This window comes from Anaerorhabdus sp., from assembly GCF_036641015.1.
In the GTDB taxonomy this organism is placed as follows: Bacteria; Bacillota_I; Bacilli_A; order Erysipelotrichales; family Erysipelotrichaceae; genus Anaerorhabdus.
On sequence record NZ_JAVWFO010000029.1, the window covers coordinates 7,324 to 23,539 of the forward strand.

Below are 16,216 nucleotides of genomic sequence, written 5' to 3' on the forward strand. Positions count from 1 at the left end.
AATAATTGCTTTAATCTAATGGAAATTAATCTAGAGAAATATACAGCGTTTTTAAAATTTGCCAATGCGTATGCTGCTCACACAACGACAAAAGAAGGAGCATTAAACGCTCTTGCAAGTCTTGAAGAAATCGAATTATTTATAGATAAATTAAATGGAAAGTCTATATAAACTTTCCATTTTTCCACTCCTTTATTATACAACAAATAAAATATAAAAAATAGACCTTACATTTAATACAAATTAGGTATAATAAAGGTACAAGGAGAAGTAATTCTTTGTATACATATAGCATAGAACGAATTACTAATTCAAAGAGGTAACTCTTAGGAGGTTAAAGTGAATGGAACCTGGACATATTGGTGGAGTTTTTCAATAATAGAAAAACTCTAATGAATTACATTACAACAGATTTATTTACAAGCAATGTCATGTAGTGGTATTAAAAGTGGAAAAGTGGAAAATGACAATTGCGTACTACCTTAGAAATAAGGAAATGAAATTTATTTAGAAAGTCATCTAGCATTAGACCAACATGAATCTAAGTGACGAAAAAGAGACAAAGATAAATAGATTAATAATAAATTGAAGGAATTCCATATATTTAGGGATTCCTTCTTTTCATTCGATTGTTTTTAGTGTCTATTTATGGTATTTTATTATTGTGAAATGATTATCATTGGAGGATAGAATGTCGTTATTTAAACATGAAGCAAGGCAATTCAAATTTGATATCTTAAGAGAAATTGCAGAAGAAGCATTTCAAGATGAATTGACTGAGGAAAAGATACAAGCGTTTACTAAAAAATTAATACCTGGAACAAATGCTGATTTTCGTTGTTGTGTATACAAAGAAAGAGAAATTTTGCGTCAACGTTCTCGTTTAGCAATGGGGAAAATGGCTAATGATGAAGCAAATTATAATCCAAGACAAATAGTTCAAGTAATTGAAGCAGCTTGTGATGGATGTACTATTAAAAAAATCAATATTACTGATAACTGTCGTAAATGTATGGCAAAAAGTTGCATGGGTTCATGTAATTTTGGTGCTATTTCGATGGGGCAAGATCGTGCTCAAATCGATTATGATAAATGTAAAGAGTGTGGTGCATGTGCAAGAAATTGTCCTTACAATGCAATTGTAGTGACTGAAAGACCATGTTCACAACATTGTCCTGTTGATGCAATTCGTTGGGATGAAAATGATATTGCAGTAATTGATGAAAAAAAATGTATTAATTGTGGAGGATGCCAAGCGGCTTGTCCATTTGGTGCAATTGAAGATATTTCTTGGATTGTACCAGTTATTCAGTTATTACGCTTAAAAACACCTACATATGCAATTATTGCTCCTGCTATTCAAGGGCAATTTGATAATGCAACATTACCTCAAATTAAAAAGAGCATAAAAATGCTTGGTTTTGAAGATGTTTATGAAGCAGCAATTGGAGCTGATGCTGTCGCATATTATGAAAATGAAGAGTTACAAGAACATATTGAGAAGAATATTCCATTAACAACTTCTTGTTGTCCAGCATTTGTGAATATGGCAAAAATACATTTCCCTGAACAATATGAAAAGAATGTATCAACAACAGTTTCTCCAATGATGGCTTTAGCTCGTAAGCTAAAGATGGAGCATCCTAATCATGGGGTTGTATTTATTGGACCATGTCTTGCAAAGAAACAAGAGGCAATGGAAGAATTTACGGCAGTAGACTATGTATTAACATTTGAAGAGTTAGCGGCTATGCTTGTTGCTCAACATATATATTGTGAAGAAGTAACACCTGATGAAAGTGATTATCCATCAGTATTTGGGCGTAATTTTGCTCAAGGTGGTGGTGTTTCTAAAGCTGTTGTTCAAGCTGCTAAAGAAGCAAACTTACCTGAATTTAAAGCTGTTTATGCGGATGGTTGTTTTGAATGTAAGAAACAATTATTAATGATGAAAGTTGGTAAGTTTGATGCGAATATTCTTGAAGGAATGTGTTGTCCTGGTGGATGTATTGCCGGACCTGCAACAATTGAACCAGCAATGATCGCTAAAGGAAGAATGAATAAAGAAAATTTAACTAATGATCGCAAAAATATACAAGAATCACTAAATATATTTGATTTTAGCGGTGTCGATATGCATCGTGATAAATAGGAGGAAATGTATGATTACGATTGAAATTTGTATTGGTAGTGCATGTTATGTAAAAGGTAGTAACCAAGCAGTAACCATCCTACAAACACTATTAAAGGATAAGCAATGGGAAGAAAAAGTTGAAATTAAAGGCTCTTTCTGCATGCAATCTTGCCAAGGTGGTCATGGATTAGGAATTAAAATTAACGGACATCAATTATTAGGAGTTGGGTTACACAATATCCAAGAAGTTGTTGAGAAAGAAGTTACTGAGTTACTATCATGATACAGTATATTCGATTACAAGAGGCAAATTGTCGTAACTGTTTGCGCTGTGTAAGAGTGTGCCCAACAAAAGCGATGACTTATATTGATCATCAACCAAAAATAATTGAAAATGAATGTATTTTATGTGGCAAGTGTTATTCAGTTTGTCCTCATAGTGCTAAAAAGGTAAATAGTGATATTCTATCAGTAAAGAATTGGCTTGAACAAAAGGAGACAGTAATTTTAAGTGTGGCTCCTTCTTTTGTTGCGATTTGGCCTAAATTTAAAACACTTGAAAAAGCTTTGTTAGATAAAGGGTTTACAGCTATTGAAGAAACAGCAATTGGTGCGAAGTTAGTTTCAGAGTCTTATAGTAATTTATTACAAGAAGGCAAAATGAAAAATATAATTTCTACATGTTGTCCTGCAGTGGTTTCATTAGTGGAGAAGGAATATGGGGATTTAGTTAATCAACTAGCTCCTGTTGTTTCGCCAATGGTGGCTCATGGCAAAGATATTAAACGTAGATATCCTAATTCAAAGGTAGTATTTTTATCACCTTGTATTGCAAAACAAAAAGAAAAAGATGATTTACGATTTACTGGAGCAATCGATGCGACTATTAGTATGCAAGACTGCTTGCAATTTTTAGGTAATATTGATCAAAGTGGTGAGGAGTGGAATGATTTTGATGGAAGTATTGCAAGATTATATCCAACCCCAGGAGGGGTATTAAAAACACTACCTCGTGAATCAAACTATAAGAAAGTTAATGTTGAAGGTGTTGAACGTATTAAACAAGTGTTAAATTCGATCCAAGCAAATATGTTGGAAGGATATTTCTTTGAAATGAGCGCATGTCATGAATCATGTATGGGTGGGCCATTATTAACACATTGTGATCATAATGAATGGCTTGGACAAAGTGTAATTAGAAATAGTGTAGATGAGAATAAAAAGATTGTTGCTGGTGAGCCAATTATTTCTTTAAATACTACTTGGGAAAAAGAAAATATACAACGTAGCCAACATACCGAAGAAGAAATTCAGGATATGTTGTATATGATGGGAAAAACAAATAGTGATAAAGAATTAAACTGTGGTGCGTGTGGATATGAAACATGTCGTGATAAAGCGATTGCTGTTCTTGATGGTAAAGCGGATCCTAAGATTTGTTTGCCTAATGCACTTGAACATGCAGAGTCAATATCCAGTTTAATTATTGAAAATACTCCAAATGGCATTGTTGTATTGGATGAGAATAAAAATATCTTAGATATTAATCCTTCAGCTAAATTAATGTTGAATTTAGAAGATGTAAATGTAATTGGGTTACCAATTGATAGTATTTTACCTGATCAAGAATTAGTTAGTTTAATTCAATCGGTACGTCGTGTTCAATATTATCGTGCTCAATATCCGCAATATAATCGTACGCTTGATCATGCCATTATGAAACTTGAACAAGGTGATTATGTAGTATTAATTCTAATGGATTTAACAGTAGAAGAGGCAAAAGAGAAAGTATTAAAACAAGTGCGTCAACAAACAATTGAAGTAACTCAACAAGTAATAGATGATCAAATGAGAACAGTTCAAGAAATCGCAAGCTTATTAGGTGAAACAACTGCAAAATCTAAAGTTGCATTAACTCGTTTAAAAAAGGCGATGGAAGAAGATGACTAGTAAAGTTCATGTTGAGAGTTACTTTAAATCACTTAATAAAAAGAATGAAGAGTTATGTGGTGATAAAGTAGAAATTCGCCGTAATAATGATTCTTTTGTTATGGTATTAGCAGATGGATTAGGTAGTGGTGTTAAAGCCAATATTTTATCTACTCTTACAAGTACAATTATTTCAGAGATGATTGCATCAGGGGCAACTGTTCAAGATGCGGTAGAAACTATGGCAGCAACATTACCAGAGTGCCAAGAAAGAGGGATTGCGTATTCAACGTTCACAATCTTACAAGTTTTCTATGATGGAACTGCTCATTTAGTTGAATTTGATAATCCTGCTACTATTATTATTCGTGATAATAGGTTGGTTAAGATAAGTCGTGAAACAAGAGTAATAGGTAAAAGAAAAATAACTGAAAGTACATTTATTGTTGATAAAGATGATGTAGTTGTTATGTTCTCTGATGGAATAATTCATGCAGGAATTGGGCAAACATTGAATTTTGGATGGGATTTACCAGAAGTACAAGATTTCTTATTAGCCTATACTAAGAACAGTGACTCTGCTAAACAAATTACGCAAATTTTGTTAGCTAATGTTAATAATCTATACGATGGAAAACCAGGTGATGATTCTACAGTTGCTTGTGCAAAAATACTACAAGCAAAAGAAGCAAGAGTTATGGTTGGTCCTCCACTTGATGAAAAAGATGACAAAAAAGTTGTTGAGCGTTTGTTATCAGCTAGTGGTAAAAAGGTATGTTGTGGTGGAACGACAAGTAATATTGTTTCTCGTATTTTAGGAAAAGAAATAAAGATGGAAGATTTAGTTTCACTTGTATCAGATGTACCTCCTATGGCTTATATTGATGGAATTGATTTAGTTACAGAAGGGGTATTAACTTTACAAAAAGTAAATAAGTATTTAAGCAGATGCGTTGAAAGTCCTGAGTATCAAGAAGAGTTATTACAATCAAAAGGGAAAGATGGCGCATTGTGTATGGTAAAAATGTATTTACAAGAATGTAGTCAAATTACATTTATGGTAGGTCGTTCTGATAATCCTGCGCATAAAGCAATTGCATATTCAACTATTTCACTTAATGCAAAAATACAACTTATTCGTGAAATGGCAGAGAATCTAAAAAAATTAGGAAAAATAGTATCAATTGAATTGTATTAGAATGAAGTTCGTAATTGGACTTCATTTTTCATGTTTTTTTCAAACAAGCTTTAGAATTTTATTATATAATAGATATATGGAGGGCAAGATGAAAAAAGAATTAGATACTTCACTTCTGAAATGGAAGAATAAGCCAAATAATTATGTTGTAGGTAGAAATCAAATAATTTTTGAAACGATGCCCTACACGGATTTATGGTCGCGTACTTTACTTGGTAATATTAAAAATGATGCACATTCTGTCGTATTTAGAATCGAACAAAATTTTACGTTTTCTTGTAAAGTAAATTATCATTTTAATAAAAGTTATGATCAAGCGGGTTTGGTAATATATGCCAATGATGAAAACTGGTTTAAAATGTGTGTTGAATATATTGATGAAGCATTGTCCTTGTTACAAACTGTTGTTACTTATCATGGATATAGTGATTCATCTACTCATTCAATTGGTAGTGCAGTTGAGACAATGTGGTTTAGAGTTTCGCATTTTAACGAAAATATGTTAGTAGAGAACTCGTTTGATGGTGTTCATTATAAAATGATGAGAATGTTTCATATGAAATTTAGAAAAGATAAATTTGAAGTCGGGATGTTTGCAGCAAGTCCAACAAATTCATCGTTTGATGTTCAATTTAAAGAAATGATTGTTGAAGATTGTATTATAAAAGAAGGTACATTAGAAAGTATAAGAGGAGTGTATAAATATGGAAGTACAAAATAGATTAATTAAGTATTGTAAATTCAATACTCAGTCAGATCCAAATAGTGAAACTGTTCCAACAACTGCAAGTCAAATGGAATTTTCAAAGATATTAAAAGAAGAGATGATTGCGATTGGATTACAGGATGTTGTTTTAGATGATTTGGGATATCTTTATGGTACTTTGCCATCAACTGTTGATTATGAAGTTGATACAATTGGATTTATTGCGCATGTTGATACAGCACCTGATTTTACAGCAGAAAATGTTAATCCAAGAATAATAGAAAACTATGATGGTAGTGATATTCAATTAAATGAAAATATAATAATGAAAATAACTGATTTTCCTAAATTAGAAAAACTTAAAGGGAATGATTTAATCGTTACTGATGGTAATACGTTATTGGGTGCAGATGATAAAGCTGGAATAGCTGAAATACTTACTGCTTGTGAATATTTAATTCAACATCCAGAAATCAAACATGGAAAGATTCGTGTTGGGTTTACACCAGATGAAGAAGTTGGTAGAGGAGCTCATCATTTTGATATTGATGGATTTGGTTGTAAGTTTGCATATACTATGGATGGTGGAGAAGTAAACTTTGTTGCAGATGAAACATTCAATGCGGCAAGTGTTGATGTGGATATTAAAGGATTCAGTATTCATCCAGGTGAAGCAAAAGGTAAGATGATTAATGCTTTAAATATTGGAATTGAATTTCATAACTTATTTCCAAAATCTTCAAGACCTGAAACAACAGAGGGAAGAGAAGGATTTACTCATTTAACCGATATGAATGGTGATGTCGAAGAGGCACATTTACACTATATTTTGCGTAATCATGATGCACGTAAATTAGAACTACAAAAAGAAGCAATGGGTCTTGCAAAAGATTATATTAATAAGCTATATCATCAAGAACTAATAAGTATTAAAATTCATGATGAATATCGTAATATGCATGAAATACTAAAAGATAATCCAGAACCAGTTAATTACGCTAAACAAGCATTAATTGAAATGGGTCTTGATGTTGAAATGGAAAGTGTTCGTGGGGGTACAGATGGTGCTACACTTACATTTAATGGATTACCTTGTCCAAATCTTGGTACAGGTGGTGGTAACTATCATGGTCGTTATGAATACTGTTGTATTCAAGAAATGGAACAAGCTGTTTCATTAATTATTAAAATTGCTGAGTTAGTTGCGGGTAAGGAGTAGTTATGATTTATACTTGTACTTTAAATCCTTCTTTGGATTATTACATGGAGTTTCAAGAAGAGTTAAAAAAAGAAGAAACAAATCGAAGTCAACTTGAATACTATGAAGCTGGTGGAAAAGGTATTAATGTTTCAATTGTATTGAATAATTTAATGATACCTTCTCGTGCCTTGGGATTTGTAGGTGGATTTACTAAAGATTTTTATATCAATTTATTAGAAAAGTATGAGTATATTCAACCAAGTTTTACATACATTGAAGGACATACTAGAATCAATGTTAAAATTAAAGCTGATGGTGATAGTGTAGATTTAAATGCTGCTGGTCCATATATTACGGATAAAAGTATGGAACAATTACGTAATCGAGTTGAGCGTTTAGATGATCATGATATTTTGGTGTTTTCTGGTAATTGTCCAGATTATATCCTTAACCAAGTTGTTAGTATGCTTGAGGGTTGTGCTAAGGAGCATGTACGTGTCGTTTTAGATACAAATCCTAACATTATACGTTCTTGTTTAAGGTTTAATCCGTATCTAATTAATCCAAGTATTTTGGAATTAAGTGAGATTGTTAATAAACCGTGTAACGAGTTAGAGGATATTATTTTAGCTGCTAAAGAGTGTGTTAATTTAGGTGCTACAAACGTAATGGTTAGATTAAAAGAAGGAGCTTTATTAGTTAATAAAGAGGGAGTATTTAAATCTAATCGTACGGAACATATAACTTGTGGAATTAATACTGTAGGTATGAATGATGCCATGGTAGCAGGGTTTGTAATGAGTTCTTTAAGAACTACAAAGGCTATAGAGTGTTTTAGATTTGCAAATAGTTGTAGTGATGCGACAGGATTTTCTAAAAGTTTTGAAATTCGTGATAAGATAAATGCAATCTATGATACGGTTGATATAGATAAATTAGAAGAATTTTAATTATGTTAAATTGTGTGTTTCTATTGTTTATAAAGGTATAGTTTGTTAAAATATTTAAGTTGAAAAGAGGTAATAAGAAATGAAAAAAATTATAACATTAGTACTTACTCTATTAGTGTTAGTAGGATGTTCAACTGGAACACCAACTGATAAAACAGATAAGACAACTGAAAAAATTGATGTATCAACATTAAATATATTGGATTTCAACAATGAACAGGCTGATATGAGCGGCTATGAATTATTAACTGATACTAAGCACGTTTATAAGCAAATCACGATGGAAGATTCAATTCGTCTATTTACAGAAAAAGGATCTGGAGTAGTTTATTACGGCTATCTTGGTTGTCCATTCTGTCAACAAGCTGTGCCTGTATTAAATAACGCAGCAAGACAAATGGGTGTTGATATTTATTATGTTGATGTAATGTCACCTGAAGGCACTAGCGATGAAATCACCGCTGAATTAATCGACCATATAAAAGATTACTTAGTAGAAGAAGAGGGTGAACCTGTATTCTATGTACCACAAGTATTTGTAATTAAAGATGGTGAAATCGTTGGAGATCATTTAAGTCTAGTTGATTCATATGATATTAGTGAAGGCGATGATATGAATGAGTCACAACGTACTGAACTTAGAAATATTTATTTAGAAATGATTGGAAAACTACGTTAATTCGTAGTTTTTTCTTTGAATAGCATGCTAAAATATAGATAGAGCATTTCCATACTCAAAAGCATCTAATACTGATAAAATAAGAATAGAGGTGATTAACATTATGAAGAAAATAAAAATGTTTATGTTTGATGAATGTCCGTATTGTCGTAAAGCTTTAGGTTTCTTGGATGAGTTAAAAAAAGATGAAAAATATAATGAAATCGAGATTGAAAAAATCAACGAAAAAAAACATCCAGAAGTTGCTGAACAATATGACTATTATTATGTGCCTACATTCTATATTGATGAAGTAAAAGTACATGAGGGTGCCGCATCATTTGAACAAATCAAAGAAGTACTAGATAAGGCATTGTAATTTATGTTTTGGCCATTTCGCAGACCTACATATACTGATGGAGAAATTGATTTAGTTGAGACTTATCAATTAGATGGTGATATTGATAATAATTTTGTGCCATCTATTTGTTATGATATTAAGTTACATAACTCAGGTAAAAAGGTAGGACGATGTGATTTGAGAATTGGAATGAATAAAGATTTGTATTTAGTAGGTAATATTGGATATAACGTTACTAAAGAGCATAGAGGTCATCGTTATGCCTATAAAGCTTGCAAAATATTATTCGATCTTGCGAAAAATAAATATTGTATGGATGATTTAATTATTACATGTAATCCAGATAATATTGCATCGCGTAAAACATGTGAGTTTTTAGATGGCGAGTTATTAGAAATAATTAATGTTCCGATGGGTCATTGGTTGAGAAATCAAGGTGATCATGAGAAATGTATATATAAATACATATTATAAAGTGAAGCCCGAAAGGGCTTTTAAATTCTAAAGAATTAGTTAAGAATGATAGAATTCCTAGTTCCAACTAAATGAATTTGTTATAATGATATCAAAGGTGAGTTATGAAGAAAATATTAAGTCTACTATCAAATAGGTTATTCGTAGTTGCAGTACTAATTATATTTCAACTAGTTTTCATGATGGCTTTTCTATATGGACTTGGTGAAATGTATAGAAATGCAAATATGATTTTCTTAATATTAAGCTATGTCATGGTTGTCTATGTAATTAACAAACAAGGTAATCCTACATTTAAAGTAGCGTGGTGTATTCTAATATTAATTTTACCTATCTTTGGAGGTATTTTCTATTTGTTATTTGGTGACAAAAAAGTACCAAAAGCATTACAAAAAAATATGCTTGCTTCAATACAAGAAACACTACCATTAATTAATCAAGAAAGTACAATATTAAGTGAAGTTGAAAAAGAAAATTATTCGGCATATAAGCAATTTACATATATTTGGAAAAACACGTATTTTCCTGTTTATCAAAATACTTCAGTAGAATATTTTAAAATTGGTGAAGAAAAATTTGCGGCAATGGTTACTGAACTTAAGAAAGCTAAACATTTTATCTTTCTTGAATACTTTATTATTGAAGAGGGTATATTTTGGGACACTATTTTAGATATATTGGTAAGAAAGGTTTCAGAAGGTGTATTAGTAAGAGTATTATATGATGATGCAGGGTGTGTTAATACATTACCAGCAAATTATAAAAAAATATTGGAATCTAAAGGTATAGAGTGTGGAGTATTTAATCCCCTAAAAGCAAGATTAGTTATTCAAATGAATAACCGTGATCATCGTAAAATCTGTGTTATTGATAATAATGTTGGTTTTGTTGGTGGTATTAATTTGGCAGATGAATACATAAATAAAAAGGTTCGTTTTGGGCATTGGAAAGACACAGCAGTAATGATAAAAGGTGAAGCTGTATGGAGTCTTACAATTATGTTTCTACAATTTTGGAACTATGTAAAGAAACAAAAAAATATAGATTTTAATGAATTTAAACTAAAAGTTGATAAAATTGATGACATTGGATTTGTACAACCGTTTAGTGATTCACCAACTGATCATGAAGAAGCAGGACTTAATGTCCATATGAATTTAATTAACAATGCTAGGAAATACATATATATTGAAACACCTTATTTGGTAATAGGATATGAAATGCAAAAAGCATTATCATTAGCAGCAAAAAGTGGTGTTGATGTAAGGATACTTACACCACACGTACCTGATAAATGGTATGTACACTTAGTAAGTCAAGCTAATTATTTACCATTAATTAGAGAAGGTGTAAGGATTTATGAGTATACACCAGGATTTGTACATTCCAAGACAATGGTTTCTGATGATGTAATGGGAATTTGTGGGACAATTAATATGGATTATCGTAGTTATTACTTACACTATGAGTGTGGGGTGCTGATGTACAATACAAAAGCATTGTTAGATATGAAAAAAGATTTCTTAAATACAATAGAAAGTAGTATTGAAATTACTTCAGAAGATTGTAAGAATGAAACGTTGATAAAACGTATCGTAAGAGCAGTATTAAATTTCTTTGCACCATTAATGTAAACTCATGATTTGTGATAAATTCATGAGTTTTCTTTTTGTACATATTTGAATATTTTATGTCGATCATATCTAGTGTATAATAAAGACATGACAAAAATAAAAAATAAACAAACAAAAAGATTACTAATAATTGCTGCATGTTTAATTATACTTGCAGGAATTTTATTATTGTTTTTATTCAATCGAAAATCAGAAGAAAGAATTTTTGCGACAGAGGATGCGGGTTTAATTGATGCGATAGGAGTTCCAATTACAACTGACTATATAAATGAGGAATCAGATAGACGCCCACAGATTACTCGGGAAATAAAATGGATAGTCATTCACGAGACGGATAATAGAGGTACAACTGCGGATGCAGTAAATCATAATTCTTTTTTACATAATGATGACTCACAAGTAAATAGTTGGCATTATACAGTAGATAGTAATCAAATATACCATCATATGCCAGATAATGAAGTGGCATGGCATGCAGGGGATAAGAAAACTGAAGATGGTGGTAATATGACTGGAATTGGCATAGAAATGTGTGTTAATAAAACGGGTGATTATGAACAAACATTACGTAATACGGCAAAACTTGTAGCTGCTTTGTTGAATTCTTATAATTTAACAATGGAAGAGGTTAAATTTCATAAAGATTTCTCGGGTAAAATATGTCCCCATCGCTTGTATACAGAAGGTAGAATAAAAGAGTTTTTAGAAATGATAGAAATTGAGTATAATGGTCTTAAGGCAGGAGAAAGCGATGAATCCAAATAAAGTAATACAATTAGCAATGAAAACGGGATCATATTTATTGGAAAGTGGTGCGGAGACTTATCGTGTAGAGGATACTATAGTACGCATTTGTAATAATTATGGAATGGAAGATACAAATTGTTTTTGTACTCAAACAGGAATTATGTTGAGTTCAATTTATGATGGTACTACATATTCTCAAGTTGCGAGAATTAGTTCTAGAAGTACAAATCTAGATAAAATAAGTAGATTAAATCAATTATCAAGGGATGCAAAAATATTAGATTTAGATGCATTTGAAAAACAACTTAAGGAAATAAAAACAACTAAAATATATGGATTATGGACTAATGTATTATTTGCTGGGATATGTACTTTTGGTTTTGCATTGCTTTATCAAGGTACACTCATTGATGCTTTTTGTGCATTTGTTATTGGTGCAGTAGTAAGATTTTTAACGATGTATTTTGAATCAAAAGAACTTAATTCATTTTTTAATATTTCTGTTAGTGCGATATTTTTAACATTTTCATCATTAATACTTGAACAAGCAAATGTTTTAATTGATCGAAATATAGTAATTGCGAGTACAATCATGTTGCTTGTGCCAGGACTTGCAATTACAAATGCAATTCGTGATTCTATTGCTGGAGATTTAGTAAGCGGTACAGCGCGAGGTGTTGAAGCGTTGCTTATTGCGATTGCAGTTGCAATGGGTAGTGGTATTGCGATGACAATATGGATTAGTTTAGGAGGTATGATTTAATGATACTTTCTATTTTTGGGGCATTCCTTGCAGCGGTAGGATTCGCTGTTATATTTAATATAAGAGGTAAAGAACTACTAGCAGCAGCAATTGGAGGTACCCTAGGCTTTGCGTGTTATACAATTCAATTAGAGTTTGGTACATCAAATATTACAGCACTATTTATATCGTCACTGATTTTTAGTATTTTTAGTGAAGTATTTGCGCGAAAACTAAAAGTACCAGTAACGGTATTTCTAGTAATTGCCTTAATTATTTTGGTGCCAGGAAAAGGTATGTATTACACAATGTTTGAAATAATACAAGGAAATACCAATCAAGCAATATTAACGGGTATAGATACATTAGCAAGTGCCGGTGCATTGGCATTGGGGACTATATTTGTTTCAACGTTAACTAAATTAATTACAAAAAAGAAAAATAGTAAAAAAATTTAAAAATATAGAAAAACAATAATAAATATTTAAAAAAGGAATAATATATTCCTTTTTTACCATATAAATGACTTTTTATAGTGTATATACTAAAATATAGTAAAGGTTAAAAAATGAAAACTATAGTTAAAATTAAAGACATTTGCATTAAAAACATCAAAAATGTTGAATGCGGGGAAGTTTCTTTTTTAGAAGATAAGAAGTTTTCTGGTATTTTAGGTATTTATGGACAAAATGGGTCTGGCAAGACAGCAATTATTGATGCGTTGGAAATTTTAAAAAACGTAATTATGAATCAAGGTTTATCATCTAATACCGAAAGTGTATTAAGTTGTGATAAAGATGAATCTAGTATATCTACTTCATTTGCGGTTGAATTTGATGGAAATGAAAGTAATTTTGATTATGAATTAAAAATAAATAGAGATTCAGATAACGGTTTTTATATTAGCGGTGAGAAAATAGTATATAAATATCAAGATAATGAGAAGAAAGTAATAAGAAAAACTATCGAGTATACATTTAATACCGATAATATTATTACACCTGTAGTAGTTTTAAATACAATTAAGAGAAGTGATAAACAGGCGTTTAGAAGTTTAATCGAAGCACAAACAGTATCATATAGAGAAAAAAAGAGTTTTCTATTCAATAATCAGATAATTGAGTTACTAAATAAAACTGATGAATTAAATAATTTAGCAAATATAATAAAAAATATTAAAAAATATTTGGAAATAAACTTTATTGTATTTAATAGTGGAAGTAATGGATTAGTAAATACTTCTTTGGTAATTCCTGTTCATGCAAGAGTACATCATGGTGATTTTGATAGTTCGGGAGTATTACCCATTGTATTAGATTATCCTCAAATTTATGATACTGAAATTGTAAAAGATATTAAATTAATATTTGAGCAAATAAATGTTGTTCTTAAAACAATTGTTCCAAACCTAAGTATAAAAATTAAAGAGACAGATAATCAAATTACAAAGGACGGAAAAGAGGGTTCGATTATTGAACTGCTAGCTGTTCGAAATCAATTAGAGTTTCCATTAAAATACGAATCAGAAGGAATCATAAAAATAGTAAGTTTGCTTAGTTCAATAATTGCAGTTTTTAATTGCTCATCATTTTTCTTAGCAGTGGATGAGTTAGATTCTGGTATTTTTGAATACTTATTAGGAGAACTACTAAAAATTTTAGGAAAAGGGGCAAAAGGGCAATTGCTTTTTACATCCCATAATTTAATTCTTCTTGAGAAAATACCCACTCAATCAATTTATTTTACAACTACAGACAAAAAAGATAATTTTGCAACAATTACAAAAGTTAAAAAAACTAATAATTTAAGAGATGTTTATTTGAGAATGATCTCATTGGGTATGGATTCTGAATTTTACGATGAATTAAGTGTGTTAGAAATTGAATATGCATTGATGAGAGCTGGTGAAATATTTGAAAAATAAAATTTTATAATACGTGATATTCACTCAATTGGAAGATATTGCAATTTATGTATATGTATAAATGAAATATTAAATGAATGTTATGATTAAAAATTTCAATATTTTGAAACAGGCGCTAAATCCTTGGTTTAAGCGCTTTTTGTTTGTTTTGAAACCAATAGTTGCATCAATTCAATGTAAAAGTGGTAGAGGCAACCGTGTCGCTACCAATAAACTTAAGTTATCAAAGGAGAATTTAAGTTATGGAGAAAAAGGGATATAAACATTTATTTAAACAAAAAAGTTTTATTGCATATGTATTTGCAAATGTAGTTAATAGATTTGGAGATTCACTAGACAGTATTGCATTTACTTGGATAATTTATGAGATTACAGGTAATGCATTTTGGTCAGCATTGATTTTTGGAATTAATAGATTACCAACCATCTTTCTACAACCATTTGTCGGGGTACTTGTTGATAAGATGAATAAGAAGTTTATATTAATCAGTACAGATATTATTAGAGGATTATGTGTTGCGTTTATCGCACTAGGTCTAATGCAAGGTTGGTTGAACGAATGGGTATTATTGGTGGTAACTTTACTCATATCTACAGCAGAAGCATTTAGGATGCCGGCATCAGCATCGATGTTACCTCATTTATTAAATGAGAAAGATTATGAATATGGAGTATCTTTAAACCAAGGTCTAATGAGTACAGTGGAGTTAATTGGATTAGCGAGTGCAGGGTTTATTATTGGTTGGTTAGGAGTAAGTAGTGCAGTCATTATTGACATGATTACGTTCTTCTTATGTGCGTTGATTCTTTTATTTGTAAAATTAAAACCAGTTGTTAAAAGTACTAATGATTTAGAAGAAAACTATTTATCAGAATTAAAGAATGGTTTTAGATTTGTGAAGAATAATAAAATTATTTGGTATATTTTGATCCTAGCAGTTTTCTTAAATGGAATATTTACACCATTTAATGCATTGCAAGCACCGCTTGTTAAAGAGGTACTTCATTCTGGTGAACAAATGTTATCAGTTATTGGTATAACATTTACATTAGGTGGAGTTTTGGGATCATTTACATATCCTAAGATTAAGGAAAAGCTTACTGAGTTTCATTTAATAAAGTTAGGATCCACTTCATTGATTTTATTATTTGCAGGACCAGTATTAATAGGTAGATTATTTCAAGATGGATTCATGGTCTATATAACAGTTTCTTTATTGGGAATCTTATGTGGATTCTTAGTTGCATTATTAAATACATTTGTTAGTGTCTTAACTGTTCAAATAGTAAAACCTGAATATTTAGGTAGAATCAATTCAATTACTTATGCAATTAGTAATGCGGCAATGCCAGTTGCATCATTTATAGTTAGTTTCTTTGTATTGTATACAAATACTGAAACAATATTCGTTGGTTGTAGTATTATTTCGTTTATAGCTTATATAACTTTGTGCAGTAAAAAGTTTTACAATAAAATGGTAGTTAGTGAAAAGAAGAAAGTATCAGTTAGTGAAGTAATTGTAGCTGAATAAAATAAAAATGGAACTTCAGTAATTTG

Annotated in this window: 16 protein-coding genes; all 16 read left to right on the forward strand. The window is 30.7% G+C overall.

Annotated elements, in window-relative coordinates:
* Positions 1-691: 691 nt before the first annotated feature.
* Positions 692-2,152 carry a 4Fe-4S dicluster domain-containing protein gene (locus RR430_RS05650; RefSeq protein ID WP_332486526.1) on the forward strand — a complete coding sequence of 487 codons (1,461 nt, stop codon included), beginning with the start codon at positions 692-694 and terminating at the stop codon, positions 2,150-2,152.
* A gap of 10 nt (positions 2,153-2,162) precedes the next feature.
* Complete coding sequence (locus tag RR430_RS05655; RefSeq protein WP_332486525.1) at positions 2,163-2,417, forward strand: (2Fe-2S) ferredoxin domain-containing protein; 255 nt, start codon at positions 2,163-2,165, stop codon at positions 2,415-2,417.
* Positions 2,414-4,084 carry a [Fe-Fe] hydrogenase large subunit C-terminal domain-containing protein gene (locus RR430_RS05660; protein WP_332486524.1) on the forward strand — a complete coding sequence of 557 codons (1,671 nt, stop codon included), beginning with the start codon at positions 2,414-2,416 and terminating at the stop codon, positions 4,082-4,084. The genes RR430_RS05655 and RR430_RS05660 overlap by 4 nt, the downstream gene beginning before the upstream one ends.
* Positions 4,077-5,261 (forward strand): SpoIIE family protein phosphatase, encoded by a 1,185-nt coding sequence (locus RR430_RS05665; protein WP_332486523.1) that lies wholly within the window; start codon positions 4,077-4,079, stop codon positions 5,259-5,261. Before RR430_RS05660 ends, RR430_RS05665 begins: the two co-directional genes overlap by 8 nt.
* An 88-nt stretch (positions 5,262-5,349) precedes the next feature.
* Positions 5,350-5,982, forward strand: coding sequence for a DUF1349 domain-containing protein (locus RR430_RS05670; RefSeq protein WP_332486521.1), 633 nt, complete (start codon positions 5,350-5,352; stop codon positions 5,980-5,982).
* On the forward strand, positions 5,966-7,186 hold the full coding sequence (gene pepT, locus RR430_RS05675; protein ID WP_332486520.1) for a peptidase T: 1,221 nt from the start codon (positions 5,966-5,968) through the stop codon (positions 7,184-7,186). Before RR430_RS05670 ends, pepT begins: the two co-directional genes overlap by 17 nt.
* A gap of 2 nt (positions 7,187-7,188) precedes the next feature.
* Positions 7,189-8,118, forward strand: coding sequence for a 1-phosphofructokinase (locus RR430_RS05680; RefSeq protein ID WP_332486519.1), 930 nt, complete (start codon positions 7,189-7,191; stop codon positions 8,116-8,118).
* A 79-nt stretch (positions 8,119-8,197) separates the two neighbouring features.
* On the forward strand, positions 8,198-8,797 hold the full coding sequence (locus tag RR430_RS05685; protein WP_332486518.1) for a TlpA family protein disulfide reductase: 600 nt from the start codon (positions 8,198-8,200) through the stop codon (positions 8,795-8,797).
* Between the two features lie 103 nt (positions 8,798-8,900).
* Entirely contained in the window at positions 8,901-9,155 is a 255-nt protein-coding gene (locus RR430_RS05690) for a glutaredoxin family protein (protein WP_332486517.1), read from the forward strand.
* Between the two features lie 3 nt (positions 9,156-9,158).
* Positions 9,159-9,611, forward strand: coding sequence for a GNAT family N-acetyltransferase (locus tag RR430_RS05695; RefSeq protein ID WP_332486516.1), 453 nt, complete (start codon positions 9,159-9,161; stop codon positions 9,609-9,611).
* A 104-nt stretch (positions 9,612-9,715) separates the two neighbouring features.
* Positions 9,716-11,245: a cardiolipin synthase gene (gene cls / locus RR430_RS05700; RefSeq protein WP_332486515.1), complete on the forward strand. Its 1,530-nt coding sequence runs from the start codon at positions 9,716-9,718 to the stop codon at positions 11,243-11,245.
* Between the two features lie 87 nt (positions 11,246-11,332).
* Complete coding sequence (locus RR430_RS05705; protein WP_332486514.1) at positions 11,333-12,010, forward strand: peptidoglycan recognition protein family protein; 678 nt, start codon at positions 11,333-11,335, stop codon at positions 12,008-12,010.
* Positions 11,997-12,755, forward strand: a complete 759-nt coding sequence (locus RR430_RS05710) for a threonine/serine exporter family protein (RefSeq protein WP_332486512.1) — start codon at positions 11,997-11,999, stop codon at positions 12,753-12,755. Before RR430_RS05705 ends, RR430_RS05710 begins: the two co-directional genes overlap by 14 nt.
* Positions 12,755-13,192: a threonine/serine exporter family protein gene (locus tag RR430_RS05715; protein WP_332486510.1), complete on the forward strand. Its 438-nt coding sequence runs from the start codon at positions 12,755-12,757 to the stop codon at positions 13,190-13,192. Before RR430_RS05710 ends, RR430_RS05715 begins: the two co-directional genes overlap by 1 nt.
* 110 nt (positions 13,193-13,302) lie before the next feature.
* Positions 13,303-14,658, forward strand: a complete 1,356-nt coding sequence (locus tag RR430_RS05720) for an AAA family ATPase (protein ID WP_332508768.1) — start codon at positions 13,303-13,305, stop codon at positions 14,656-14,658.
* A gap of 242 nt (positions 14,659-14,900) precedes the next feature.
* Positions 14,901-16,190, forward strand: coding sequence for an MFS transporter (locus tag RR430_RS05725; protein ID WP_332486508.1), 1,290 nt, complete (start codon positions 14,901-14,903; stop codon positions 16,188-16,190).
* The last annotated feature ends 26 nt before the right edge of the window (positions 16,191-16,216 follow it).

What these genes read in the sequence shown, in the direction of transcription:
- RR430_RS05650 (WP_332486526.1), top strand. Translation starts at nt 692, where the DNA reads ATGTCGTTATTTAAACATGAAGCAAGGCAATTCAAATTTGATATCTTA.
- RR430_RS05655 (WP_332486525.1), top strand. Translation starts at nt 2,163, where the DNA reads ATGATTACGATTGAAATTTGTATTGGTAGTGCATGTTATGTAAAAGGT.
- RR430_RS05660 (WP_332486524.1), top strand. Translation starts at nt 2,414, where the DNA reads ATGATACAGTATATTCGATTACAAGAGGCAAATTGTCGTAACTGTTTG.
- RR430_RS05665 (WP_332486523.1), top strand. Translation starts at nt 4,077, where the DNA reads ATGACTAGTAAAGTTCATGTTGAGAGTTACTTTAAATCACTTAATAAA.
- RR430_RS05670 (WP_332486521.1), top strand. Translation starts at nt 5,350, where the DNA reads ATGAAAAAAGAATTAGATACTTCACTTCTGAAATGGAAGAATAAGCCA.
- pepT (WP_332486520.1), top strand. Translation starts at nt 5,966, where the DNA reads ATGGAAGTACAAAATAGATTAATTAAGTATTGTAAATTCAATACTCAG.
- RR430_RS05680 (WP_332486519.1), top strand. Translation starts at nt 7,189, where the DNA reads ATGATTTATACTTGTACTTTAAATCCTTCTTTGGATTATTACATGGAG.
- RR430_RS05685 (WP_332486518.1), top strand. Translation starts at nt 8,198, where the DNA reads ATGAAAAAAATTATAACATTAGTACTTACTCTATTAGTGTTAGTAGGA.
- RR430_RS05690 (WP_332486517.1), top strand. Translation starts at nt 8,901, where the DNA reads ATGAAGAAAATAAAAATGTTTATGTTTGATGAATGTCCGTATTGTCGT.
- RR430_RS05695 (WP_332486516.1), top strand. Translation starts at nt 9,159, where the DNA reads ATGTTTTGGCCATTTCGCAGACCTACATATACTGATGGAGAAATTGAT.
- cls (WP_332486515.1), top strand. Translation starts at nt 9,716, where the DNA reads ATGAAGAAAATATTAAGTCTACTATCAAATAGGTTATTCGTAGTTGCA.
- RR430_RS05705 (WP_332486514.1), top strand. Translation starts at nt 11,333, where the DNA reads ATGACAAAAATAAAAAATAAACAAACAAAAAGATTACTAATAATTGCT.
- RR430_RS05710 (WP_332486512.1), top strand. Translation starts at nt 11,997, where the DNA reads ATGAATCCAAATAAAGTAATACAATTAGCAATGAAAACGGGATCATAT.
- RR430_RS05715 (WP_332486510.1), top strand. Translation starts at nt 12,755, where the DNA reads ATGATACTTTCTATTTTTGGGGCATTCCTTGCAGCGGTAGGATTCGCT.
- RR430_RS05720 (WP_332508768.1), top strand. Translation starts at nt 13,303, where the DNA reads ATGAAAACTATAGTTAAAATTAAAGACATTTGCATTAAAAACATCAAA.
- RR430_RS05725 (WP_332486508.1), top strand. Translation starts at nt 14,901, where the DNA reads ATGGAGAAAAAGGGATATAAACATTTATTTAAACAAAAAAGTTTTATT.